Source organism: Actinoplanes sp. KI2 (assembly GCF_025630775.1).
GTDB lineage: Bacteria > Actinomycetota > Actinomycetes > Mycobacteriales > Micromonosporaceae > Actinoplanes.
Genome location: NZ_JAOSZE010000025.1, coordinates 1 through 24,227 on the forward strand (window position 1 = coordinate 1; position 24,227 = coordinate 24,227).

The window sequence follows — 24,227 nt, forward strand, 5'->3', positions numbered from 1 at the left end:
CGCCCGCCGGTCGAAGAAGCGCGGTGCGTTGACCGCGGAGGAGCGCCGGCACCTGGAGGAGATGCAGGCCGCCCTGGAGCAGCAGCGGCTGATCGAGCTCAACGAGGCCATCCCGACCCAGATGATCGAGCACGCACCGGTGGACCTGGCCGAACTGGAAGCCCGTCAGGAACGGGTCAAGGAGATCCGGCAGATGGCCAAGGACCAGCCCGACGAGATGGCAATCCTGGTGCGCAGCTGGCTCACCGCCGACGCCACCCGCTGAGCCCGAAACGGGCGGCCGGCTTTCGCCGGTCGCCCGTTTTGCCATGTTATGCGGATAAGATAGACCTAGCTTGGGCCGAGGGAGTACGCGTTGACGACACCGGAACTCACCACGCTGTCGATGACCGGCGTGCGCAAGGCAGCGATCATGTTGGTGCAGTTCGACAAGGACCAGTCCGCACAAATTCTGGCCAACATGTCGGAGAAGGAAGTCGAGATGATCTCGGCCGAGATCGTTCGGCTGGACAAGCTCGACCCGCTGGTCGTCGATGACGTGCTGGACGAGTTCTACGCGATGGCGACCACCCGGTACGCCGGCGCCGGCGGCATGGCCTATGCCCGCGAGCTGCTCGAGGCGTCCCTGGGCAAGGAGCGCGCGGCGCAGATCCTGGACCGCCTCGAAGCCTCGATGAACGACATCCCGTTCAACTTCCTCAGCAACGCCGACCCCCGGCAGCTGCTCTCGTACGTGCAGTACGAGCACCCGCAGACGATCGCCCTGGTCCTCGCGCACATCCCGGCGGGCCTCGCCTCGTCGATCCTGGCCGGCCTGTCGCTGGAGGTGCAGACCGAGGTCGCGCACCGGATCGCGGTGATGGACCGGACGTCACCGGAGATCATCCGCCAGGTCGAGACGGCCCTGATGCGCAAGCTCTCCACCGTGCTGCAGCCCGACGAGCTCTCCACGGTCGGCGGCCTGGGGCCGCTGGTGGACATCATCAACCGCGCCGACCGCACCACCGAGCGGCTCATCCTGGAGGCCCTGGACGCCCGCAGCCCCGAGCTGGCCGAGGAGATCCGGCGCCGGATGTTCATGTTCGAGGACATCGTCAACCTCGAGGACCGCGCCGTGCAGCTGGTGCTGCGGCAGGTCGAGCCGGCCGACCTGGCGACCGCCCTCAAGGGCGTGCCGGATACGGTCCGCGACAAGGTCACCCGCAACCTGTCCGAGCGTGGCCGGGAGAACCTGCTCGAGGAGATCGACCTGCTCGGCCCGGTCAAGGTCAAGATGGTCGAGGAGTCCCAAGCCAAGATCGTCAGCGTGATCCGTACGCTCGAGGACTCCGGCCAGATCGAGGTCCAGCGCGGCGGCGAGGCCGATGAGCTCATCGCCTGACCCACGCAATCCGGTGATCCGAGGCGCGGTCGCGGAGAAGGCCACCGCCGCGCAGTTCGGCAAGAACCTGCGGGGCCAAACGCCCGCGGAGACCGCCGAGGAGATCCAGAACGCCCTGGAACAGGCCCGCACCACCGGATACGCCGAGGGTTGGGCCCAGGGCCAGCGAGAATATGCGATGGCCGCCGAGAAGGCCGCCGCTCGGGCCCAGGTCTCCCAGCAGGCCTACGACCAGCGCCTGGCGACTGCGCTCGCGCAGGCGGTGAACGCGCTCGGCCGAGCGGTCACCGAAATCGAGAACCAGCTCAAACCGACCTTCACCGAGCTTCAGGAGGTGCTGCTCGCGCACGCCTTCGAGCTGGCCGAGGCGATCGTCGGGCGGTCGCTGGACGACCCGCAGAAGCGGACCGCGGACGCGCTGCGCCGGGTGATGGCCGCGGCCCCGGAGTCCGGGCCGCTGGTGGTCAGCCTCAGCCCGGACGACTACAACACGCTGGTCGGCAAGGACGGGCCGGACGACTTCGACTACGAGGGGCGACACGTGCGCCTGCGCCCGAATCCCGCGCTGCAGCCGGGCGACGCGACCGCCGAGACCGGCATGGCCTCGGTGGACGCCACGATCTCGTCCGCGGTGGCCCGCGCCCGGGAGGCACTGCGCCTCTGAGCCGCGGCGCCAAGAGAGTGGGGGCCTGAACCATGACCGACCTGTTCCGCCACCGGATGGCCGCGGCGGTGAAGGCGTCGCGGCCGGTCGCCAGCGGCAAGGTGACCGGCGCGGTGGGCCTGCGGGTGACCGTGAGCGGGCTCGAGGCCCGAGTCGGCGACCTGCTGCGCATGGGCGACGGCCCGGAAGCGGTGTTCGCCGAGGTGGCCGCGCTGGACGGCGACCGGCTCTCCTGCATGCCGCTCGGCCCGCTGGTCGGCATCGGCGCCGGCACCCCGGTGACCAGCACCGGCGGTCCGCTGCGGGTGTCGGTGGGCCCGGATCTGCGCGGCCGGATCCTGGACGGCCTGGGCCGGCCGATGGACGGCGGTCCGCCGCTGCGCGGCGAGGAGGTCAGCATCGCCACCGCGCCGCCCTCGGCGATGGAGCGCCAGCTGGTCGACGCGCCGATGCCGCTGGGCGTACGGGTGCTGGACACGCTTGTGCCGTGCGGCCGGGGGCAGCGGATCGGCATCTTCGCGGGCTCCGGGGTCGGCAAGTCGAGCCTGCTCAGCATGATCACCCGGGGCACCTCGGCCGAACTCAACGTGGTGGCCCTGGTCGGCGAGCGCGGCCGGGAGGTACGCGAGTTCATCGAGCACGACCTCGGCCCGGAGGGTCTGGCCCGCTCGGTCGTGGTGATCGCAACCTCGGACGCGGCGCCGCTGGTCCGGCTGCGGGCCGGCGCGGTCGCCACCCGGATCGCCGAGTACTACCGGGACGAGGGCGCCGACGTGTTGCTGCTGATGGACAGCGTGACCCGGGCGGCCATGGCGCAGCGTGAGGTCGGGCTGTCGGTCGGCGAGCCGCCGGCCACCCGCGGATATCCGCCCTCGGTCTTCGCCATGCTCGCCTCGCTGCTGGAGCGGGCCGGCCCGGGCGCCCGGGGCAGCATCACCGGCCTCTACACGGTGCTGGTCGAGGGCGACGACCACAACGAGCCGATCGCCGACGCGGTCCGCTCGATCCTCGACGGCCACATCGTGCTGGACCGGAAGCTGGCCACCGCCGGTCACTTCCCGGCCATTCAGGCGCTCGACTCGATCTCCCGGGTGGCCAACCGGATCACCACCCCGCAGCAGCGGGCGGACGCTACCGAGCTACGCCGCCTGATGGCCGCGCACCGGGAGGTGCGCGAGCTGATCGAGATCGGCGCGTACGTCCCGGGCACCAACCCGGAGGCCGACCGGGCCAACGCCATCTGGCCGGAGATCACCGCGTTCCTGCGCCAGGACCTGGACGAGCGGGTCACCCCGGAAGCGTCCTGGGCGGCCCTGCATGCGATCGCCTCGGCGACCTGAACATCTCCTCCGGTGCAGGACGGGTGCAGGAGTCCGACGGACTCAGCGATCCGGGGCGGCTGTCGATGCGGTCATGTGAGGGAAAGGCTCAGACCACCCGCGCTAGGAGGCAGCAACCTTGAACCGCCTGTTCCGACTCGGTCCCGTGCTCCGCGCCCGCAAGGCGCAGGAGGACGCCGCCCGTGGTGCCGTGAACCAGTCGCGCGCCGAGATCCGCGAGGCTGAGGCTCTGGCCAAGCGCCGCCACCTGGACCTGGTGGGGTCCGAGGCCCCGACCGAGGGCACCGCCCGGGCCATGGTCGCCTCGCTGGTCGCCCGGCAGTCGCTGGCCGCCAGTCTGTTCGGCGCGCAGCGCATGGTCGCGGACGCCGAGGAGGTCGAGCGGGAGCGGCTCGCGGTACTGGCCGACGCGGCCAAGCGCCGGCGCGCGGTCGAGATGATGGCCGAGCGGCACGCGGAGCTGGTGCGCGCGCACGACCTGCGAGTCGACCAGGCCAGCCTGGACGAACTGGCGATCACCGCCAAGGCCCGGAACATGGCTCTCGGCCTCGGCGAGGGAGGCCCCGCGTGACGTTCATGGGCGTGGCGGGAGTGCTCTCCCGGATCCAGAACATCCAGAACCAGCTCAACCCGAACGCGATCGGCTCGGATGGCACCACGGTCGTCCCCGGCACGGTCACCACGACCGGGTCGTCGGACCCGACCTTCGCGTCGCTGCTCGACAACGCGAGCGGCGGACAGTCGATGGACGGGTACGGCAGTGTCACCGGCGACGCGGTGGTGGCGGACGCCAAGAAGTACCTCGGCATCCCGTACGTCTTCGGCAGCACCGACCCCAGCAAGGGCCTGGACTGCTCGTCACTGGTCCAGCGCGCCTACGCCGACCTGGGCATCCAGCTGCCGCGCACCTCGTGGGAGCAGGCGAAGGCCGGTCAGCCGGTGGACAGCCTCACCGACGCGAAGCCGGGCGACATCCTGGCCTTCGGCTCCCCGGTACACCACGTCGGGATCTACCTGGGCGACAACCAGATGATCGCGGCGCCGCACACCGGCGACCACGTCAAGATCCAGAAGGTGTACGAGCGACCCACCGCGATCCGCCGGGTGGTGACCGACGCGACCGCGGTCGCCATGCAGAACATGGCCGCGGTCCGGCCGGCCGCCCTGCAGGGCACCGGCGGGCTGGACGGCGTGCCGTACGGCGATCTGTTCGTCAAGGCCGGCACCAAGTACGGCGTCTCGCCGAAGCTGCTCGCCGCGGTGGCCAAGGTCGAGTCCGGCTACCACCCGGACGCGGTCAGCAAGGCCGGCGCCCGCGGCCTGATGCAGCTCATGCCGTCGACCGCCAAGGGTCTCGGGGTGGACAACGCGTTCGACCCGGAGCAGGCGATCTTCGGCGGGGCCAAGCTGCTCGCCGGCAACCTGCGCGAGTTCAAGTCGCTGCCGCTGGCGCTGGCCGCCTACAACGCGGGCGGCGGCGCCGTGAAGAAGTACGGCGGAATCCCGCCGTTCGCCGAGACCCAGGCCTACGTGCCGAAGGTACAGAAGGCTCTGGCCGCCCTCGGCGGCTGACCCTCCGACCCCCACGACTGACAGGAGAGCCGCGTGAACATGTCGAGTTCCGTGACGGGCCCGGACCGCGCCGGGATGGCCGATGCCGGCCGCCGAGGCACCGACCGGCGTGCGGACGGTGGCGACGACTTCGGCTCGGCCCTCTCGGCCGAGCTGAGCCGCCCCGGACGCGATGACAGCGCGGCGGCCACGGCCAAGGCCGCCGACGCCCGGGCCGCCGACGCCCGAGCCACCGACGCAAGGATCGCCGCCGACCGGGCGGCGAGCAAGGTCGCCGCGAACCGCGCCGCCGCCGACCGGGCGGCCAGCAAGGTCGCCGCGAACCGCGCCGCCGACCGGGCGGCCGCACGCCGCGCCGACCAGGCCGAGGACGACGAGGTACGGGCCAAGGCCGCCGCGCGCGAGCGGTCGGAGGCGGCCGAGGCCACGGACGACACCGGCCGGACCGACCCCACCGAGGGCAAGGTCGAGACCGACCAGAAGGCGGACCGGCAGGCCGAGGGCGGCACGGCGCCGGTCGAGGCGAAGGCCGCCGGCGAGACCGCGCCGTCGGTCACCACACCCGGCCTGGCCGTCGCGGCCATGCCGGTCGCGACGCCGTCGTCCATCCCCGTCGCCACGGCTCCGGCTCCCTCGCCGACGCCGAACGCCCCGGGCGCCGCGGTCTCCGGCGTGGCGCCGGCCGCGGCCGGCGCCACCGCGCTGCCGGGCGAGCCGAACGCGCCCGCTCAGCCGGGCTCGTCGGGGACCCCGGTCGCCGCGGGCCAGCCGGCTGGTCCCGGCACGGTCACGCCCGGCACCGCCACGCCGGCCGACTCCGCCTACGCGGCGGCCGCGGCGGCCGGGACCACCGGCCCCGTGGTCCGCGACGCGGCCGGCAAGCCGGTGGCGACCCAGGACGCGCGGGCCGACACGGACAAGGCCGGCGCGCCGGTGACCGAGGCGAAGCTAGCGCAGCAGCCGACGACGGCGATGGCGGTGGCCAAGCCGGACCCGGCCGCCGAATCGACCCCGCAGCCGCCGTCGACGCCGGTCACGCCGGACGCCAAGGCGACCTCGCCGGACACCACCGGCGCGGCCACGCCGGACGCCGCCAAGGCGACCGCGGTGACGCCCGCCCCGGGCGCCGCCGATCAGCCCGCCTCGACGCCGGATGCCACCCACCGCGCGTCCGACGCCACGACCCCGCCGCCGACCGGCCAGATCCCGGCCGCCACCCCGGCGGTCGCGGTGGACGGGACGGCTGCTCCCGGCGTACTCGGTCAGGCCGGTCTCGCCGGAGTCACCGGACCGCAACCCACCGCCCCGGCCGCTCCGGCGGCCGCCCCGGCGCCCGCGAGCACGACGGCCTCGCCGACGCCGCCGCCCGCCGCGCAGATGGCGATGCGGATCGCGCCGCTGCGGCTGGAGGCGGACGGCGTGCACCGGTTGACGGTGCACCTGCACCCGGTCGACCTCGGCCCGGTGCAGGTGGTGGCCGAGGTCCGCAACGGGGACATCAGCCTCCAGCTGACCGGTACCACCGACGCCGGCACCGACGCGCTGCGCAACGCGCTCGGCGACCTGCGCCGGGAGCTCGCCGACTCGGGCTTCGCCAACTGCACGCTCGACCTGCGGCAGGGCACGGCGCAGCAGGAGCGGGCCCGGCAGCAGTTCGCCGAGACGGGGTACGCCGGGGGCCGCCGCGACTCGGCGACGGCCGACTCCACCGCGTCCGCCGAGCCGAGCCGCACGGTACGCCGTACGCCGGGCAGCAGCCGACTGGACGTGCACGCCTGACCGAGCACGAGCGCCGGTGGACATCCTCCCGATGTCCACCGGCGTTCTTCGTCAGGCGGGATTCTCCATCTCGTGCACGTCCACCGGGGTGGGCGTGACCGCCGTGGCCTCCGGCTCCGGCTCCTCGGCACGGCCGTACCCGGCCGTCACGAAGCGCAGCGCGGCCAGCAGCAGCGCGGCGATCGGCACCGCGATGATGAACCGGATCAGCACGTCGGTGAGGTCCAGCTGATCGTGCAGGAACCGGTACAGCGCCGGTGCACTGAGCACGAACGCGAAGAGCAGGACCGACGGACGAATCACTGCCGCACCGCACGGGCCGGCCGCCGCGGCGGTGCCGACACCGGCATCACTTCGGTGGCGATCCGGGCGCAGAGCATCGCGGCCCAGACGTGCGGCGTGGCCGGCTTGCCGTCGAGCGAGTAGATCGGCAGGTCGAGCCCGAGCACCGAGCCGGGGTCGGTGGTGATCTCCACACCGTGCACGACGAGCGCCTCGACCTCACCGAGGATCCGCAGGTGGCGGGCCGTGTCGGCGGTCTTGCGGGTGGCGTCCACGACCGCCCAGACCGCGGTGGCTCCGATCGCGTCGCACATGTCGTTGACCCAGAGCGGGTCGGTGCCGCCCACCGGCGCGTCCATCACCACGACCCACGCCTGCTCCGCGTTGTGCAGCTTCTCCGCCCGGGACTCGGCGCCCTCGCGGGTGGAGATCAGCCGGGAGGCGTGCAGCCCGGTGCCGGCGGTCGACTCGGCCGCGAGCAGCAAGTGGTTCTCCGGCACGCCGATCTGGTCGAGCAGATGCCGGCCGATGGTCACGCCGAGGTTGAGGTCCCCGGCGAGCACCAGGATCTCGCCCGGCCCGTCCGGGATGCCGGGCGCCGGCGGCCGCGCCGCGAGCACGCTGAGCACGCCCGCGTAGGTGTCGGCGCCGGTGATCTGCCGGGCCATCGCCTCCGGCACGCCGACCGACATGAGATTGCGGACCACCGGCTCGTTGTCCGGCGTCGGTGCCGCGTGCGCCGGCGAGGCGGACATCGGCTTCAGCGGCTGGGCCAACAGCGTGGACTCGGCCAACGGCGTGGGTTCGGCCAGCCGCGTGGACTCGGCGAACATCGGGGGCGCGGCCAACGGTGCGGACGCCGGTGCGGGCGCAGGCGCGGGCGCGGGCGCGGGCGCTCCCATGGGCGCGGGCGCGGCCAACGGCGCGGACGCCTGCGCGGCGAACGGCGGAGGCGCGGGCGCGGTGAACGGCGCGGGCGCGGTGAACGGCGCGGGCGCGTCCGCCGCCAGCTCGGTCTCCGGGACCGCGATGGGCGCGTCCTCCTCGACCTCGAGGTCCCCGGCCAGCCCGCCGATCCGCTCGGCGAGGCTGGGCATGGGGGCCTTCGGTGGCGTGTTCACCGGCGTCTCGGTGGCCACGGCGGGACGGAACGGACGGACCGTCGGAGTGTCCTCGCCCCGCAGCGGCGTCGTGACCGGCGGCGGCGGGGTCCGCTCGATGCCGGGCTCGGCGTGCGTCTCCAAGCCCGCCATCAGCTCGGCGAACGCCGCGCTGGTGTCGCGCACACCGGCACCCCGGCTGACGTCGGCATCCGGAAACGCCGTCTCCGGCGGCCGGGCCTCGGCCGTGCGCCACGGCGGGTCGGCCTGCTGGGCCTGGGCCGCCGGCCGGGAGAACGTGGTCTCACCGGGCTGCGCGGCGCCGGCGGGGGCGGGCGCGGCCATGCGGGCCGGCGGATCCATCCGATCCTGGGACTCAGTCTGCTCCAGCAACCGCTCCAGCGAGTGACCGTTCTCCCCGGTCGTCGCGCGTTTCGCCAGGTCAGCCCGATCCTCGTTGGGGTCCGGCACCTCCACGGAAAGCTCGTAATGCTGCTTCGCGAAGAAGCCACCGACACCACCGCTGCGGACCTTGTCGGCGGAGATGATCCGGACACCGGAGCCGTACTCATCGCGGACCTGAGCCAGCAAAGGCTCGATGGCCGGTCCCTCAAGCAGCACCCGCGTAGGCACCGTTCACCACCCCAATCGTCTCGATCTGTGCTGTGGAACCAGAGATTTCGCCGTACGACAGCACCTGCACCCGGCGCGAGCCGGCGCGCAGCAGTCGCATCAGTGGCAGCCGCAGCTGTGGCGAGCAGGCGAGCACGGGCGAGAGCCCCTGCTGCTCTGCCGTCTCGACCAGGCGAGCGGCCTCGGTGACGATCGCCTCGGCACGCATACCGTCGATCGCCATGAAGGCACCGACCTCGCTCGGCCGTAACGATTCGAGCAGTTGCTGCTCGAGCATCGGATCGAGGGTGATCACCGTCAGCTTGCCGTCGGTCACGTACTGGGCGGCGATGGCCGGGCCGAGTGCGGCGCGGGCCGCCTCGACCAGGCCGTCGTGGTCGGCGGAGATCTTCGCTCGCAGGCTGAGCGCCTCGAAGATTCGGACCAGGTCGCGAATGGGCACGCCCTCGTCCAGCATGGCCTGCAGGACCTTCTGGATCTGGCCGAGGCTGAGCAGCCCCGGGGTCAGCTCCTCCACGACGACCGGATGGGTGCGCTTGACCACCTCGGTCAGCGCCCGGACGTCCTCGCGTCCGAGCAGCCGGCTCGCGTTGCTGCGAACCACCTCGGCCAGGTGCGTGATGATCACGCTGGCTCGGTCCACCACCGTGGCTCCGGAGAGCTCGGCCTGGTAGTGCAGCTCGGCGGGCACCCACTTGCCGGGCAGGCCGAAGACCGGTTCGACCCCGGCGCGGCCGGGCAGCCCCTGCAGGCCCTCGCCGATCGCGAGCACCGTGCCGGGCGGAGCCTCGCCGGTGCCGGCGTCCACCCCGGAGATCCGGATCGCGTACGAGGAGAGCGGCAGGTCGAGATCGTCGCGGGTCCGCACGGGCGGCATGATCACGCCGAGCTCCATCGCCATCTTGCGACGCAGGGCGCGCACCCGGTCGAGCAGGTCCCCGCTGCTCGCGTCGACGAGGTCGACGAGGTCCGGGGAGAGGGCGAGCTCGAGCGGGTCGACCCGCATCTCGCCGAGAAGTTGTTCCGGGGAGTCCGGCGCCGGCATGTCGACCGCCTCGGTGACCGCCGCCTCGGATTCGGGCACCGGGTCCTTGAGCCGCTGCGCGATCAGCAGGACGGCCGCGCCGACGACCAGAAACGGGATCTTGGGCAGGCCCGGGATGACGCAGAGGGCGAGCGCGGCGCCGCCGCCGATCCGCAGCGCCAGCTTGTTCTGGCTGAGCTGAGCGGTCACGCTGGCGCCCATGTCGCCGGAGGTGGCCGAGCGGGTCACGATCAGACCGGTGGCGACCGACAGGAGCAGCGCGGGCACCTGCGAGACCAGGCCGTCGCCGACGCTGAGCAGGCTGTACTGGTTCATCGCGTCGGTGGCCGACAGGCCCTTCTGCATGATGCCGACCGCGAAACCGCCGATCAGGTTGATCAGGGTGATGATGATGGCCGCGATCGCGTCGCCCTTGACGAACTTCGAGCCGCCGTCCATGGCGCCGTAGAAGTCGGCCTCGGAGGCCACCTCGGCGCGGCGGGTCTTGGCCTCGGCCTCGTCGATCAGGCCGGCGTTGAGGTCGGCGTCGATGGCCATCTGCTTGCCGGGCATCGCGTCGAGGGTGAACCGGGCGCCGACCTCGGCGACCCGCTCGGCGCCCTTGGTGACCACGACCATCTGGACGATCACCAGGATCATGAAGATCACCAGGCCGATGACCAGGTTGCCACCGACCACGAAGCTGCCGAACGCGTGGATCACCTTGCCGGCGTCGCCGTCGCGCAGCACCAGCCGGGTGGCGCTGATGTTGAGCGCGAGCCGGAACAGGGTGGCGACCAGAAGCAGCGCCGGGAAGACCGAGAAGTCGAGCGGCCGCTGGACGAACATGCTGGTCAGGAGAATGAGCAGGGCGCCGGTGATGTTGAGCGCGATCAGCATGTCCAGCAGGAAGGTCGGCAACGGGACGACCATCATGATGATGATGCCGATGACCCCGATGGGTACGGCAAGCCGGCTGATGTTGCGGTTCTTCACGGCACCTTCCCGAGACCAGGGTGAGGCTCACCCATCAGCCAGATCTTCCCTCGTTCGAGGTACGCATGTGAGGAAATCTCCTAAATTTTCGGTTATGCGGCTGCTGGGGCGGAGTGAGGGCTGCGGTGCAGACCAGCAGCAGAGCCACGTGCTTTGAGACTCATCACGAACGCCAGCACCTTTGCCACCGCGCCGTAGAACTCCGCGGGGATCTCGGCGCCCACCTCACAGCCGCCGTGCAGGGCCCGGGCCAGCGGCACGTCCTGCACCATCGGGACCCGGTGCTCGGCGGCCAGTTCACGGATCTTGGTGGCCACCGGGCCCTGCCCCTTGGCCACCACCCGGGGCGCGCCCTTGGTCGGCTCGTACCGCAGCGCCACCGCCACATGCGTCGGGTTGACCAGCACCACATCCGCGGTCGGCACGTCGGCCATCTGCCGGTTGCGGGCCATCGCCATCTGCCGGGACCGGATCTGCGCCTTGACCAGCGGGTCACCCTCGCTGTTCTTGTTCTCCTGCTTGACCTCCTCCTTGGTCATCCGCAGCTGCTTGTTGGTACGCCGGCGCACCACGAAGTAGTCGGCGGCCGCCATCACGATGCCGGCCGCGGCGGCGGCCCGGATCAACCCGAGCACGGCGTCCTTGACCGTGGACAGCAGCGCGGACAGCGGCAGTTGGCCGGCCGTCATCAGGGTGGGCACGACGTCCTTGGTCGTGGTGTACAGCACGGCGGCCAGCACCGAGGTCTTGACCAGCGCCTTGACCGTCTCCCAGAGCGCCTGCGGCCCGAACATCTTCTTGATCCCGGGCAGCGGGTTGAGCCGGCTGAACTTCGGGATGAACAGCTTGGTGGCCACCCGGATACCGCCCTGCGCGCCGGCCGACGCGATGCCGACCGCCGCCATCGTCCCGGCCAGCGGCAGCACCGCCCAGGCCACGCCAAGCCCGGCGTCCTTGAGCATGTGCATCGCCACGCTCGGATCGGGGTTCTCGATCACCCCGGGGACCTTCGCCATCAGGTCGCGGGCATGGTCGATCGCGGCGCTCAGCGTCCGGGGCAGCATGATGCTCGCCGCCAGCATGCCGAACCACGCGCCGATGTCCTGGCTGCGACCGATCTGACCTTCCCGCTTGGCCTTCTTCAGCCGCTGTTGAGTCGGTTGTTCGGTCTTCTCGCCCGCCATCGGTCACCTCCCCCGTCAGCCGCCGGTCAGCTTGAGCACCGCGGCCACCGAGCGCTCGACCAGCGTCTCGATCACCGCCGGCAGGGTGGTGACGGCGATCCCGGAGAGGACCAGCAGCAGGAAGATCTTGGCGGGGAACCCGAGCTGGAACGCGTTGAGCGCGGGTGCTACCCGGTTGAGCAGGCCGAACGCCACATCGGTGAGGAACAGGACGACCACCAGCGGGCCGGCGATCTGCAGCGCCGCCAGAAACATCTCGCCCACCCCCTTGATCAGCAGTTGGCCGAAGGTGGCGAGGTTGAAGCTGGCGTTCAGCGGCAGCGTCTGGAACGACTTGAGGAACCCGTGCAGGATCAGCAGGTGGCCGTTGGTGGCGAACAGGATGGTCATCGCGATCAGGTTGTAGAACCGGCCGAACACCGAGCTCTGGTTCTGCGACATCGGGTCGTACGCCATCGACAGGGTGAAGCCGCCGAACAGGTCGAGCATGTCGCCGGCCGCCTGCAACGCCGCGAACAGCAGCCCGGTGATGAAGCCGAGCCCGGCTCCCACGAAGACCTGCAGCACCGCGCAGGCGATGATGTCCCAGGTCTCCAGCGACGGGACCGACCCCCGCAGGTACGGCAGCATCGGCAGGGTGAGCCCGATCGACAGCAGGGCCTTGACCGTGCCGGGGATGTTCCGCGCGCTGAACGGCGGGGCGAGCATCATCCAGGCTCCGGTGCGGGCGGCGCCGAGCATGACCGCCAGCAGATCCGCGATCAGGACGTTCCAGTTCATTTGTACGATGCCACCAGCGCCGTGAGGATCAACCCCCAACCGTTGACCAGCACGAAGAGCAGCAGCTTGAACGGCAGGGAGATGGTCACCGGGGGCAGCATCATCATGCCCAGCGACATGAGGGACGCGGAGACCACCATGTCGATCAGCAGGAACGGGATGAAGATGACGAAGCCGATGATGAACGCCGCCCGCAGCTCGGACAGGACGAACGCCGGGATCAGCGTGGTCAGCTCGACATCGTCCTTGTTCGCCGGCTTAGGCTGGCCGGACAGCTTGATCATCAGGGCGACCTCGTCCTCGCGGGTCGTCTTCCACATGAAGTCGCGCAGCGGCTCGACACCGTCGTGGAACGCCTGCGACTGGGTCTTCTCCCCCTTCAGGTAGGGCTGGACGCCCTGCTGGTTCATGGCGGAGAGGGTCGGGCTCATGATGAACAGGGTCAGGAACAGCGCCAGCCCGGCGAGCACCTGGTTGGGCGGCATGCTGGTCAGGCCCAGCGCGTTGCGGGTGATCCCGAGCACCATGAAGATCTTGGTGAACGACGTGCACAGCAGCAGCAGGGACGGCGCCACCGAGAGCACGGTGATGCCCAGGATGATGACCAGCGAGGTGGGCGGCTTGGTGCCGTCCGGGTTGGTCCCGTTGATGTTGAGATCGATGCTGGGCGCGGTCGGTTTGACCGGTGGTGTCGGGGAGGGCGCGCGATCCGGCAGGGCCACCGCCACCGGCGCGTTGCCGGGCTCGGCGGCGGCCGCACCCGGCAGCAGCACCAACGCCAGGCCGATGCTCGCCAGCAGGAGAAGGATCGCGCGTCGCATCATTGCCTCGATGTCCGATCGCGAAGGTAGTCCAGGAACTTCCGGTTCGCGCGGACGGTGGCCGCCGGATGTGCGCCGGGCAGGTCGACGTTGTCGCGCCGTTCGGCCGGCGGCTCGAAGTCGGCCAGCTCGGCCTCGCCGAGAAGGCTGACGTGCTGGTCGGTGACCCCGAGGATCATCGCCCGGTCGGCCACCTTGACCACGGTGACCGTGGCCCCGCGGGCCAGCTGCTGCCGATTCAGCACCGCGAGACGGCCGTGCGCCCGGCCCACGCCCCCCGGTCGGCGTACCACCCGCGCCAGGGCCCACATCAGGCCGAGGACGACGAACAGCGAGAAGCCGACCCGCAGGACGAGCTCGAACAAGGCCGTTACCCCTCCGCACCCGGCGCGACGATCTCGGTGATCCGGATGCCGAAGTTCTCGTCCACCACGACCACCTCGCCGCGGGCGATCAGCCGGCCGTTGACCAGCAGGTCGGCCGGGCTGCCGGCGGCCCGGTCCAGCTCGACGACGGCGCCGGGGGTGAGCGAGAGCAGCTCCCGCACGCTCATCCGGGTGCGGCCCAGCTCGGCGGAGACCTCCATCTCGACGTCGTGCAGCATGTCGAGGCCGCCGCGGCGCGCGGCCGGCGCCTTGCCCGGCTGGGCCACGTCGATCTGACCGGGCTCCTCGCTCGGCCACGGGCTCAGCGCGAGCGCGACCACCGCGCGTGCCTCCTGGCCCTCGACCAGCGGTACGACCACCGCGTTGTCCTTGGCGGCGAGCGCGCTCAGCGCGACCGGGGACTCCATGATCACCCCGGGGTCGAGAACCACCGGCCCGAAGACCCGGGCCGCCGCCTCCAGGGCCGGGCGGATCGCGGCGGTCAGGTCGAGCTCGCCGAGCGGGCTCGCCTTGAGCGCGTCCGCGAGATCCTGGCCAACCACCACGACGACCTCGCCGGTGGCCGCCCCGCTGAACTTGGCCGTGACCGCCGTCCCGCCGGGTAGGACGTCCGCGGTCGCGGCGACCGGCGCGCCGACGGCAAGCTCACGGCTGGTGGGCAGGACGGCGAGCGCGGCCCGGGCGGCGTTCCGGGCGAGCGTCAGCTGCGGCGCGGTGATGGTGAGCGCGGTCATAGGTGGCCTGACTCCTTGGACGACTCGGGCGACGGCACCACGAGACACGCGAGCCGGGAACCCTGATTACCGGGAACTGCGTGAGCGAAAACGATCTCTTTGACGGTCACCTCGAGCGGCCGGCTGGTCGTGTGGGGCAGCGGCACGATGTCGCCGGGGCGCAGATCCACGATGTCATCGGCACGCATGCGAATGGGCTGAAATCGCACCGCAACGTCGATCGGCGCCGCGAAAAGTCCGGCCGTCAGATTGCGCCGGGCGAGGTCGCGGCTGGCCCGCTCGCTGTCGGTGAGCACCACCTGCTCGGCGCGGGACAGCACCGGCAGGATCATGTTGAACGGCATGCAGATGGTGGCCAGGCACTCCTCCGCGCCGATCTTCAGCTCGAAGGTGGCCACCACGCAGGCGTCGCCGGGCGCGTGCGCGCGTAGGAAGCTGGCGTTGTACTCGATCTCCCGCAGCCCCGGCGTGATGTCCACCAGCTGCTCGAAGCCGTACCGCAGCTCGCCCAGCATGCGCTCCATGAGGCTGCGTAGCAGCGGCATCTCGACCTCGGTGAGCGGACGCTCCGGCTGGGGTCCGCCCGGCCCGCCGAGCATGTGGTCGATCGCGGCCATCACGGCCGAGGACGCCAGCTCCATCAGAGCCGTGCCGGGCAACGGGTCGAGGGTCACCACGGCGATCACCGTGGGGTTGGCCAGCGAGGCGGTGTACTCGTCGTAGTTAAGTTGCTCGATGGCCGCGAGCGTGAGGGTGCTGACCACGCGCAGCCGGGTGGTCAGCAGGGTGCCGCAACTGCGCGCGTACGTCTCGAAGGCGATCTGCAGCGTGCGGATGTGTTCTCGAGAGAGCTTGATCGGGCGGCGGAAGTCGTACGGCAACGGTCCGCCTTGGCCGCGACGCGACATCTTGCCCGGGGATCGTGTTGCGGAGGTCACGACGTCCCCATCGGCTCATTTCCGGTGGCGCTGAGCGCGAGGGCCGTTTTTGGCGGAAGATCGGTGAATGGGTGGGTTCACCGAAATGAACCCACCCATCCTCGTTGTCCGGATTACTGGGTCACGAACGCCGTGTAGTACAGGTCCATGACCTCCTGCTTGCCGTCGACCGTGTACGCCTTCACCACCTTGTCGAGCAGCTCGGCCTTGATCGCCTCGCGGCCGTTCTCGGTGGAGAGCTCGGCCACCGACCTGCCGGTGTACTCATCGATCGCCAACTCGATCGCCTCGGCGGTGCTGACCGCCTCGGTGCCGGTGTCGGCCGTCTGCTGGATGGCGAACCTCAGCTTGAGGTAGTGCGCGTCGGCCAGGTTGACGGTCAGGGCGTCGTCGATGGGCGTGACGATGCCCTTCTTGGGCGCCGCCGACGCCGCCGACTTGTTGCTCTTCATCATGAAGAACGCCCCGCCGCCACCGCCGAGCAGCACGGCCACCGCCACAATGATGATCATCATCATGGTCTTGTTCGACTTCTTCGGCGCGTCGGCGCCCTCTCGCTCGTCAGACATCGAATGCCCCCGTCAGTCGGTCGTGGTTGTGGTCGTGGAGTTGGGCGTGCTGGTGGAACCGGGCGTGCCGGTGGAACTGGTCCCGTTCGCCGCGGCCGCCGCCTTCGCGAGCGCCTCGGCCTGGGCCGTGGTCTGACCGGTGTGCAGCTTGGCGTCCGCGCCGGCCGCGGCCGGCAGCAGCGCCGCCTGGTCGGGCGGGAGCGTGGTGAGGACGACGACGTCCACCCGCCGGTTCATCGTGATCGACCGCGGGTCAGCCGGGTCGATCAGCGGCTTGGTGTCGGAGAAGCCGACCGCGCTGAGCCGGCCCTTCGCGATGCCGTGCCCGGCGAGGTACCGGACCGTGGTGGAGGCCCGGGCCGCCGACAGCTCCCAGCCGCTGGGGTAGTACGTGGTCACGGCCTTGAGCTGGTTGGTGTTGCCGTCGACCTCGATGTTGTTCTTGATCTTGGTCAGCGTCGGCGCCAGCGCGTCGAGGATCTTCCGGCCGCCGGCCTGCAGGTCGGCCCGGTTACCGTCGAACACGATCTCGTTGGTGACGATGGTGACCACCAGGCCACGCCGGTCGATGGTGAACTGCACCGCGTTCAGCAGCTTCGCCTTGGCCAGCGCGTCGGACAGCTTGTTCTCGAGCTTCTTGAGGTTCTCCGCCTCCTTGACCGCCGCCTGGGCGTTCTTGGAAGCCTGGTACCGCTCGTTGGCCTTGATGGCGGCCTCGACCGCCGCCTTCTGCTTCTCGGTCATGTTCGAGGTGCCGGTCTTGCCATCGCCCGGGTTGGCACCCGGATCGATCCGCACGATCTCGGCCGACTGGCCGGCGCCGTCCAGCGCCGAGGTCTGGTCGGAGAAGACCGCGCTCTGCGAGCCGAACCCCGCGGACAGACCCGCGGCCAGCTCGGCGAACTTCTTCAGGTTGACATCGGACATCGAGTAGAGCACCACGAAGAGCACGAACAGCAGGGTGAGCATGTCGGCGTACGACACGAGCCACCGCTCGTGGTTGACGTGCTCCTCGTGCTCCTCATGTCCGACTTTCCGGCGCTTGGTCCGGCCACGGCCAGAGCTCATCGGTTACGCCGCCCTCTTGGTGCTCGCGGCTGCCTCGGCCTTCTTCGCCTCGTCCGGCGGGAGGAGGCTACGCAGCTTCTGGGCAACCAGACGCGGGTTCGAGCCGGCCTGGATCGCGAGTACGCCGTCGACCACCAGCTCCATCTCCTCCGCCTCGACCGCGCTGAGGCGCGCCAGGCGGGCGGCGATGGGCAGCCAGATCAGGTTCGCGCTCAGCACGCCCCAGAGGGTCGCGACGAACGCCGCGGAGATGGACTCGCCGAGGCCCTCGGGGTGCGCCAGGTTCGCCAGCACGTGGACCAGGCCCATGACCGTGCCGATGATGCCGATCGTCGGGGCGTAGCCGCCCATGTTCTCGAACAGCTTCGAGCCGGCCTTGTCAGCCTTCTTCTTGGCCGCGATCTCGGCGTGGAGGATGTCGTGCAGCTCCTCCGGGTCGGTGCCGTCGATCGCGAGCTGCAGGCCGCGCTTGAGGAACGGGTGCTCGACCGTCTTGACGGCGTCCTCGAGGGCCAGCAGGCCCTCGCGGCGGGCCCGCTCGGCCAGCTTGACGATGTTGTCGACGAGCGTGGTCGGCGGCGTCACCTTGGCCAGGAACGCCTTCTGCAGCTGCTTGCCGATGCCGGTCGCGTCCTTGAGCACGCCGCCGGCCATACCGGCCGCGAACGCGCCACCGAACACCAGAAGCATCGAGGGGATCAGGATGATCGAGGACGGCGATCCACCCTCCAAGATCTGGACGGTGAAGACGATCGCCAAGGAGGCGACCACACCGACGATGGTGGAGATGTCCATCAGCGTTCCTTCCGGTGCAGCGGGAGCACCTTGGCGTCCTGGTCGTCTTCATCGGAAGACTGGGCGTTGGCCGGCGGCTCGGCCTCCATGCGGCTCGCCTGGGCGATCAGCGAGGCGCGGTAGTGGCGTACCGAGTCGATGAACTCGGGCACGGACTCGGCGATGACGTACTTGGTGCCGTCCACCAGCGTGACGACCGTGTCCGGCGTGCAGTCGACACGCTCGACCAGGTCCGGGTTCAGGGCGAACACTGCACCGTTGATGCGGGTTACGAGGATCACTTACATCCGTCCTTGGCTGGTGGTGGTCCTGGGCTGGTGGGGCCGTCCGTGTGCCCCTGTCCCCCGAACAATCGGCTGCTCGACCTTGCGCATGAGATGCGGCCGGTCGCGTTACGGGTGCAGCCGAACGGTCAAAAGGCGGCGGCCGGACTGCTCTTCTATTAGCGCTTCATGCTGACGAGTTCCTGGAGGATCTCGTCGGAGGTCGTGATGACGCGGGAGTTCGCCTGGAAACCGCGCTGCGCGATGACCAGGTTGGTGAACTCCTGAGCGAGATCGACGTTCGACATCTCCACCGCGCCGCTGATGATCGAACCCATGCCCCCGGCGCCGGCCTGGCCGACCTGCGCGTACCCCGAGTTGACCGTGGAGCGGTAATTCGAGTCGCCGGTCTTCTCGAGGCCGTTGGGGTTCGTGAAGGTCGCCAGCGCGAGCTGACCGAGAACCATCTTCTGACCGTTGCTGTACACGCCGACAAGCTGGCCGGTGTCCGAGACGTTGTAGGACAGCGAGGTCAGCGCGCCGGCCGACTGGCCGTCGGTGGTGAACACCCGGGCGTCGCTCTGACCGGAGTACATCGTCATGTCGGTGACATCGAGGGTGAGCTGGTTGGGCGCCGCTCCGAAGGTCATCAAGTCCCGGCCGTTGGTGTGCGACAGCCCCGCCGGGGGCGGAGGCGTCTGGTCGACCGTGCCATTAAGGAACGGCAAGGTCAGCGTGCCGCCGATCGGGGTGACCCCGTCCGAGTCGATCAGGTCAACCGACCATTGCGGGCTGGATGTCGTCGCGGGCGGCGCGGGATAGTTGTTGGTGAACTTGGCGGTAACCGTCCGGGTCGCACCCGTCGCGTCGAAGACCTTGACCGGAATCGTCGTGCTGTACGAGGTGACCAGCGGGTCCGGGTCCCGGTCGCTGGTCAGGTTGCCCCGGAGCGTGACCTTCGAGGTCGCCGCAGGCGGGACCGTGCTACCCAGCGGCATCTTGATGTCGCCGGGCTGGCCGGCGGCGTTGACCACGCCGTTGACCGCGTTCCAGCCCTGCACCGGCTTGCCGTCCGCGGTGACCAGGGTGCCGTTCGCGTCGAAGGAGAACGAGCCGGCCCGGGTGTAGAGGTCCTCGCCACCGCTGCGGACGACGAAGAAGCCGTCACCCGAGATCATCATGTCGCCGGACCGGCCGGTGGTCTGGGTGGAGCCCTGCGCCCAGTTGGAGACGATGCCCGCGGTGCGCACGCCGAGGCCGATCTGCGCCGGGTTGGTGCCGCCCCCGCCGTTCTGCGGAGCGCCGGCCGAGCCGATCATCTGGCTGAGCGTGTCCTGGAACTGCACGGAGCTGGCCTTGTAGCCGACCGTGTTGACGTTCGCGATGTTGTTGCCGGTGACATCCATCATCTGCTGGTGGGCGCGCAGACCGCTGATGCCGGAGTACAGAGAACGGAGCATTTACTTTCCTTTGCGGGTCGGGGAACACGGGATTGGCGGTCGCGGGACCGTTAGTCGGACTGACGCTTGTGGTGCTGTCCGACTAGGGGGCCACCGAACCGGTCGAACCGGTCCTCGTGGCGGTCGAAAGGACTTCCGTGACCTTGGACAGCTGCACATCCGTGTTCCCGATCCGGAGGATCGGTTCGCTGTCTCCGTTGAGCTTGGCGGCCGAGACGACACCCGACTGGCTGACGCCGTTCTCGTCCATGTACGTGACACTGTTGCCGACCAGTCCGCTCACCTGGGTGAGGCGTTGCGACTTGAGCAGGTCGGCGATGTCGGCGAGCTTCTCGACCTGGGTGAACTGGGCGGTCTGCGCCAGGAACTGGGTCGAGTCGGCGGGGTTGCTCGGGTCCTGATACTTGAGCTGAGCCACGAGCAGCTTGAGGAAGGTGTCCTTGTCCCCGAGCTCCTTGCTCTTGTCAGCGATGCTGGTCGAGGGCGTGGCGCCGGTCGCACCGGAAATCGGCGAGGTCATTGACTTCTCCTGTCCGTTGGCTTTGCTCGACCTAACGTTCGACCACCCCACGTTTTTGCTTAGCCACAACCTTCCGACCACCCCGCCCACCACCCAAAAGCGGACTGAAGGCAAAAATTCGCGGGCCCGCCGTGGAGGCGGACCCGCGATAGGTACGAAAGATGCGCTCGATCAGAACGCGAGCGCGAGGCTGAATTTGCCCCCGCCGTACCGGTTGATCTCGACGGCGATGTCAATCCGGCGGCCCAGCGCCAACAGGTAGGCCCGGGCATCCTCGGGCAGCTCGTCACCGGGATACACCACCTGGTACAGCTTGATGTGCGGTCCACCCTTCCGGTTGAGCAGGCTCGTCAGGACGTTGCACAGCTCGAAGACGTTCTCGGCGAGGTTCGGGAAGAGCTGCTCCTCGTCGATGCTGTCCTCGGCCGCGCCGGCCGGTAGCAGGCCGAGCGCGGCGCCCGCGTTGGCCGCCAGCGACAGATCCATACCGAGTACGCCGTACGTCTTCAGCGAGTCGGTGAAGATCGCGACCGTGGCCGTGGGGAGCTCCTCGGCGGAGATCGGCTCGCCGGGACCGACGGTCACCTCGCGGCCGAGCAGATCCTCGAAGAGGTTACGAACGGCCAAAGTGCCAGGAAGAACCGATACATCGGACATGACGCAATCATCCCAGAATAGGAGAGAAGACCTCATCGAATCGCTCAGGCGAGAACGGCTTGACGATGAAGAAGAGGGCGCCGGCGTGCGCGGCCTGGTCCTTCATCTCGGGCGTGCTCTCCGAGGTCACGAAGCCGAACTTGACCTCGTTGCCCGCCGCGCGCAACTGCCGGAGCAGCTCCATGCCGTTCATCTCCGGCATGTTCCAGTCCGACAGGATCAGATCCGGCTTCTCTGCCTTGGCCAGATCCAACGCTTCGCGCCCGTTCGAGGCTTCGATCAGAGAGTGCTCGCCGAAACCAGCCTGACGCAGGGTCCGCACCACGATCTGACGCATGACCCTGCTGTCGTCGGCGATGAGGATCTTCATGCGCCGCCCTCCCCGCTGCCGCCCGGGCCGCTGTGCCAGACGGAGATCGAGATGGGTTCACCGTCCCAGAGGCCGTAGACGCCGCTGATCCGCTCGGTGTTCGGGAACCGCGCGGTGGATTCCGGAGCGAGCGTCACCTGGGGCAGGGAGAGAAGAGCGCCGTGCGGCAGCATCGCCTTCACGTTGCCGCCGACGATGTTCGCGAGTTCGCCCAGCGTGTCCTCGAGGTCCTCCGGGCTGACGTCGTCGATCTCCATGGCGAGGAAAGCGGCGGCGGCGCGGCGCGCGGCCTGCTTGGAACACGCATAGACGACGTGCCCGGTCCAAGATCCGGTGATGGAGACCGAGGAGTGCACCTCGGAGGGCTGATTCTCGTCATACGTCGGGATCAGCGGGCTGACGCCCTCCGGATCCAGGTATGACTCCCACACCTGTTCCACCATCTCGGCGAGATCGCTCTCGTTGACCTCGGCTTCGACGCTCATCAGCTCGCTCCGGTCGAGACGAGGCCCAGCAGGGCCAGCTTTTCGATCATGGCGCCCTCGGTGAAGGGCTTGATCACGTACTCGTGAGCGCCCGCGGCGAGCGCCCGTACGATCTGGCTCTGCTCGCTCTCGGTGGTGACCATGACCAGCGTCATCTCGCGCAGGCGTGGGTCCGCCCGGACGTTGGTGACAAACTCGAGCCCGTTCATGTTGGGCATGTTCCAGTCGATGAGGGCCAGGTCGGGCACCTCTTCCATCTCGGCGAGCAGGTTGAGTGCCTCTTGGCCGTCACCTGCTTCCACCGCGTCGAAGTTGAGCTTGGTGACAATGCGCTTGAGGATCATGCGCATTGCGCGGGAGTCGTCGATCACCATGGCGCGCATCGCGGCCTCATCCCCTTCTCGGAGCGCCCACGGGCACCCCGGTACGTACTCGGTAGGCGGAGGTGCGGCCGGCGGCCACCCGCTCGTAGTTGTCATCGATGCCGATGGTCGTCTCGGCCGCACCGAGGAAGAGCCATCCGTCCGGCCGGAGCAGCTTCGCCACGTTCTGCAGCACGGTCCGTTTGGTCGCGACATCGAAGTAAATCAGTACATTACGGAGGAAAATCACATCGAACGGCTGCATCGCCGGAAGCGGTGCAGTGAGGTTCATCAACTTGAACGACACGTTCTTGCGAAGCTGCGGAGCGACCCGCCAGTGCGCGCCGACCCGCTCGAAGTACTGCACCAGCTGAGTGGCCGGAAGGCCGCGGTTGACCTCGACCTGACTGTATTCCGCCGCCTCGGCCCGTTTGATCATTTCGGTGGAGATGTCGGTCCCCACGATCTCGTAGGACCAGCCGGGCGGTAGCGCCTCCTGGAGCGTGATGGCGAGGCTGTACGCCTCCTGCCCGCTGGAGCTCGCACCCGACCAGAACCGGACCGTTCGACTCGCCGAGCGCGACTTGACCAACTCCGGCAAGATCACGTCGGTGAGCGCGGTGAACGGCTCCCGATCTCGGAACCACGAGGTCTCGTTGGTGGTCAGCGCGTCAATGATCTTGCGCTGATGTCCCGGGTTCGGCCGGCGCTGCAGCTCGCCCAGGAACTCGTTGACATTGGCCGCGCCGACCGCCCGGGCGACCGGGATGAGCCGCGCCTCGACCAGGTACTCCTTGCCCGGCGCCAGGACGATCGAGGCTTCCTTCCGGACGAGCGTCGAGACGAAGGCGAACTCGGTCTGGGAAAGGGTCATCGAGCCACCGCCGCGGACCGACCACTCTTCACCCGGTTGACCAGAAAGCTCGCGATCCGCTCGAGCGGCAGGATCTCGTCCGCCAGGCCGGCGCTGACCACGGCGCCCGGCATGCCCCAGACCACCGAGGTGGCCTCGTCCTGGGCCAGGATCTCGGCTCCTGCGTCTCTCAGCACCTTCGCACCACCCCGTCCGTCTTGTCCCATTCCTGTGAGTACCGTCGCAAATGCCGATGCCCCGTAGAGGCTCGCGACCGACCGGAACATCACGTCCACGGCCGGACGGCAGGAGTTCTCCGGCGGCGCGCCGCTGAGCTGAGTCAGCGTCGCCGTGCCGCGACGGTGCAGGACGAGGTGCGAGTCGCCCGGGGCGATGTACGCCCAGCCGGGCGTCAGCTCCATCCCGTCGGTGGCCTCGACCACGTGCAACGCGGTGCTGCGGTCCAGCCGCTCGGCGAACATCTTGGTGAAGACCGGGGGCATGTGCTGGGTGATCACGATCGGAACCGGGAGGTCGGCCGGGATGCTGGTGAGCACCTTGGTGAGCGCGTCCGGGCCACCGGTGGACGCGCCGATCGCCAGGATGTCGACCTTGCCGCCCGGCGCCCGCTTGGCCCGGGCCGCGGCCGCCGGCGGGCCGGCGGGCACGGCGCCCGGCCGGCCGGGGCCGGAGGTCGGCAGTCCCGCCCGCGGCGGGGCGACGCCCGGCCGCAGCGGACGCGCCGGTGCCGCGCCGGGACGGGCCGGCGGCGCGCCGGCCAGGCCCGTGGAACGCCGCCGGCCGCCGAGCGCGTGAATCTTCGGGACCAGTTGCTCGCGGACCGCCGCGATCGACTCGCTCACCGAGCCGACGTTGCTGGGCTTGGTCACGTAGTCGGTGGCGCCGGCGGCCAACGCCTCCAGCGTGGCGCTCGCGCCGGCCGCGGAGAGCGTGCTGAACATGATCACGGGGATCTGCTTGTGGCGCTTGCGCAGTTCCTTGACCGCGGTGATGCCGTCCATCTGCGGCATCTCGATATCCATGGTGATCACGTCGGGCTTGAGCTGATCGATCTTCGCCTGGGCCAGCAGTCCGTTCGACGCCGTGCCGACGACCTGGATGTCCGCGGCCCCGCCGAGGGCGTCGACGATGAGCCGACGGACCACCACGGAGTCGTCTACGACCAGGACCGAAATCATCCGACCACCCCC

27 protein-coding genes and 1 pseudogene are annotated in these 24,227 nt (G+C 69.9%); 7 read left to right on the forward strand and 21 right to left on the reverse strand.

The features are described from left to right. The 7 genes and pseudogenes from ODJ79_RS25590 to ODJ79_RS25620 all read left to right on the forward strand — a co-directional run. Positions 1-265: pseudogene (locus ODJ79_RS25590) on the forward strand (flagellar M-ring protein FliF); the annotation flags it as partial. 90 nt (positions 266-355) lie between these two features. Then, positions 356-1,381 (forward strand): flagellar motor switch protein FliG, encoded by a 1,026-nt coding sequence (fliG, locus tag ODJ79_RS25595; RefSeq protein ID WP_263026117.1) that lies wholly within the window; start codon positions 356-358, stop codon positions 1,379-1,381. Positions 1,382-1,394: 13 nt separating this feature from the next. Then, complete coding sequence (locus ODJ79_RS25600; protein WP_263026118.1) at positions 1,395-2,045, forward strand: FliH/SctL family protein; 651 nt, start codon at positions 1,395-1,397, stop codon at positions 2,043-2,045. Positions 2,046-2,077: 32 nt separating this feature from the next. Then, the gene (locus tag ODJ79_RS25605) at positions 2,078-3,385 is read left to right on the forward strand and encodes a FliI/YscN family ATPase (RefSeq protein ID WP_263026119.1); all 1,308 of its coding nucleotides are present in this window, start codon (positions 2,078-2,080) and stop codon (positions 3,383-3,385) included. Between the two features lie 118 nt (positions 3,386-3,503). Next, positions 3,504-3,956 carry a cell envelope biogenesis protein TolA gene (locus tag ODJ79_RS25610; RefSeq protein WP_263026120.1) on the forward strand — a complete coding sequence of 151 codons (453 nt, stop codon included), beginning with the start codon at positions 3,504-3,506 and terminating at the stop codon, positions 3,954-3,956. Positions 3,957-3,961: 5 nt separating this feature from the next. After that, positions 3,962-4,957, forward strand: a complete 996-nt coding sequence (locus ODJ79_RS25615) for a transglycosylase SLT domain-containing protein (protein WP_263026264.1) — start codon at positions 3,962-3,964, stop codon at positions 4,955-4,957. A 39-nt stretch (positions 4,958-4,996) separates the two neighbouring features. Further along, entirely contained in the window at positions 4,997-6,736 is a 1,740-nt protein-coding gene (locus ODJ79_RS25620) for a flagellar hook-length control protein FliK (RefSeq protein WP_263026265.1), read from the forward strand. A gap of 51 nt (positions 6,737-6,787) precedes the next feature. Here ODJ79_RS25620 and ODJ79_RS25625 read toward each other — a convergent pair whose 3' ends face one another. From ODJ79_RS25625 to ODJ79_RS25725, 21 genes are all read right to left on the reverse strand, one after another. Continuing rightward, complete coding sequence (locus tag ODJ79_RS25625) at positions 6,788-7,039, reverse strand: hypothetical protein (RefSeq protein WP_263026121.1); 252 nt, start codon at positions 7,037-7,039, stop codon at positions 6,788-6,790. Then, on the reverse strand, positions 7,036-8,739 hold the full coding sequence (locus ODJ79_RS25630) for a hypothetical protein (RefSeq protein WP_263026122.1): 1,704 nt from the start codon (positions 8,737-8,739) through the stop codon (positions 7,036-7,038). The genes ODJ79_RS25625 and ODJ79_RS25630 overlap by 4 nt, the downstream gene beginning before the upstream one ends. Then, complete coding sequence (locus ODJ79_RS25635; protein WP_263026123.1) at positions 8,729-10,771, reverse strand: flagellar biosynthesis protein FlhA; 2,043 nt, start codon at positions 10,769-10,771, stop codon at positions 8,729-8,731. Before ODJ79_RS25635 ends, ODJ79_RS25630 begins: the two co-directional genes overlap by 11 nt. Positions 10,772-10,863: 92 nt before the next feature. Next, positions 10,864-11,955, reverse strand: a complete 1,092-nt coding sequence (locus ODJ79_RS25640; protein ID WP_263026124.1) for a flagellar biosynthesis protein FlhB — start codon at positions 11,953-11,955, stop codon at positions 10,864-10,866. 15 nt (positions 11,956-11,970) lie between these two features. Beyond that, a complete protein-coding gene (locus tag ODJ79_RS25645) occupies positions 11,971-12,735 on the reverse strand; it encodes a flagellar biosynthetic protein FliR (RefSeq protein ID WP_263026125.1) in 765 nt (254 codons plus the stop codon). Beyond that, complete coding sequence (gene fliP, locus ODJ79_RS25650; RefSeq protein WP_263026126.1) at positions 12,732-13,556, reverse strand: flagellar type III secretion system pore protein FliP; 825 nt, start codon at positions 13,554-13,556, stop codon at positions 12,732-12,734. The genes ODJ79_RS25645 and fliP overlap by 4 nt, the downstream gene beginning before the upstream one ends. Then, positions 13,556-13,921 carry a FliO/MopB family protein gene (locus ODJ79_RS25655; protein WP_263026127.1) on the reverse strand — a complete coding sequence of 122 codons (366 nt, stop codon included), beginning with the start codon at positions 13,919-13,921 and terminating at the stop codon, positions 13,556-13,558. The genes fliP and ODJ79_RS25655 overlap by 1 nt, the downstream gene beginning before the upstream one ends. A gap of 5 nt (positions 13,922-13,926) precedes the next feature. After that, positions 13,927-14,676 (reverse strand): flagellar motor switch protein FliN, encoded by a 750-nt coding sequence (gene fliN, locus ODJ79_RS25660; RefSeq protein ID WP_263026128.1) that lies wholly within the window; start codon positions 14,674-14,676, stop codon positions 13,927-13,929. After that, a complete protein-coding gene (locus tag ODJ79_RS25665) occupies positions 14,673-15,557 on the reverse strand; it encodes a flagellar motor switch protein FliM (RefSeq protein ID WP_263026129.1) in 885 nt (294 codons plus the stop codon). Before ODJ79_RS25665 ends, fliN begins: the two co-directional genes overlap by 4 nt. Positions 15,558-15,727: 170 nt before the next feature. Next, positions 15,728-16,183, reverse strand: coding sequence for a flagellar basal body-associated protein FliL (gene fliL, locus ODJ79_RS25670; protein ID WP_263026130.1), 456 nt, complete (start codon positions 16,181-16,183; stop codon positions 15,728-15,730). 12 nt (positions 16,184-16,195) lie between these two features. Then, a complete protein-coding gene (locus ODJ79_RS25675) occupies positions 16,196-17,251 on the reverse strand; it encodes a flagellar motor protein MotB (protein WP_263026131.1) in 1,056 nt (351 codons plus the stop codon). 3 nt (positions 17,252-17,254) lie between these two features. Then, a complete protein-coding gene (locus ODJ79_RS25680; RefSeq protein ID WP_263026132.1) occupies positions 17,255-18,046 on the reverse strand; it encodes a motility protein A in 792 nt (263 codons plus the stop codon). After that, positions 18,046-18,327 carry a flagellar FlbD family protein gene (locus tag ODJ79_RS25685; RefSeq protein ID WP_263026133.1) on the reverse strand — a complete coding sequence of 94 codons (282 nt, stop codon included), beginning with the start codon at positions 18,325-18,327 and terminating at the stop codon, positions 18,046-18,048. The genes ODJ79_RS25680 and ODJ79_RS25685 overlap by 1 nt, the downstream gene beginning before the upstream one ends. Before the next feature lie 161 nt (positions 18,328-18,488). Then, on the reverse strand, positions 18,489-19,769 hold the full coding sequence (locus ODJ79_RS25690) for a flagellar hook protein FlgE (RefSeq protein WP_263026134.1): 1,281 nt from the start codon (positions 19,767-19,769) through the stop codon (positions 18,489-18,491). An 82-nt stretch (positions 19,770-19,851) separates the two neighbouring features. Continuing rightward, on the reverse strand, positions 19,852-20,289 hold the full coding sequence (locus ODJ79_RS25695) for a flagellar hook assembly protein FlgD (protein WP_263026135.1): 438 nt from the start codon (positions 20,287-20,289) through the stop codon (positions 19,852-19,854). Between the two features lie 171 nt (positions 20,290-20,460). Then, positions 20,461-20,946 (reverse strand): hypothetical protein, encoded by a 486-nt coding sequence (locus ODJ79_RS25700; protein ID WP_263026136.1) that lies wholly within the window; start codon positions 20,944-20,946, stop codon positions 20,461-20,463. A gap of 7 nt (positions 20,947-20,953) precedes the next feature. Continuing rightward, positions 20,954-21,316 (reverse strand): response regulator, encoded by a 363-nt coding sequence (locus ODJ79_RS25705; protein WP_263026137.1) that lies wholly within the window; start codon positions 21,314-21,316, stop codon positions 20,954-20,956. Then, entirely contained in the window at positions 21,313-21,801 is a 489-nt protein-coding gene (locus ODJ79_RS25710) for a chemotaxis protein CheX (protein ID WP_263026138.1), read from the reverse strand. The genes ODJ79_RS25705 and ODJ79_RS25710 overlap by 4 nt, the downstream gene beginning before the upstream one ends. Next, complete coding sequence (locus ODJ79_RS25715) at positions 21,801-22,184, reverse strand: response regulator (RefSeq protein ID WP_263026139.1); 384 nt, start codon at positions 22,182-22,184, stop codon at positions 21,801-21,803. The genes ODJ79_RS25710 and ODJ79_RS25715 overlap by 1 nt, the downstream gene beginning before the upstream one ends. Before the next feature lie 7 nt (positions 22,185-22,191). Beyond that, positions 22,192-23,037 (reverse strand): CheR family methyltransferase, encoded by an 846-nt coding sequence (locus ODJ79_RS25720; protein ID WP_263026140.1) that lies wholly within the window; start codon positions 23,035-23,037, stop codon positions 22,192-22,194. Continuing rightward, positions 23,034-24,215: a chemotaxis response regulator protein-glutamate methylesterase gene (locus ODJ79_RS25725; RefSeq protein WP_263026141.1), complete on the reverse strand. Its 1,182-nt coding sequence runs from the start codon at positions 24,213-24,215 to the stop codon at positions 23,034-23,036. Before ODJ79_RS25725 ends, ODJ79_RS25720 begins: the two co-directional genes overlap by 4 nt. Between the last annotated feature and the right edge of the window lie 12 nt (positions 24,216-24,227).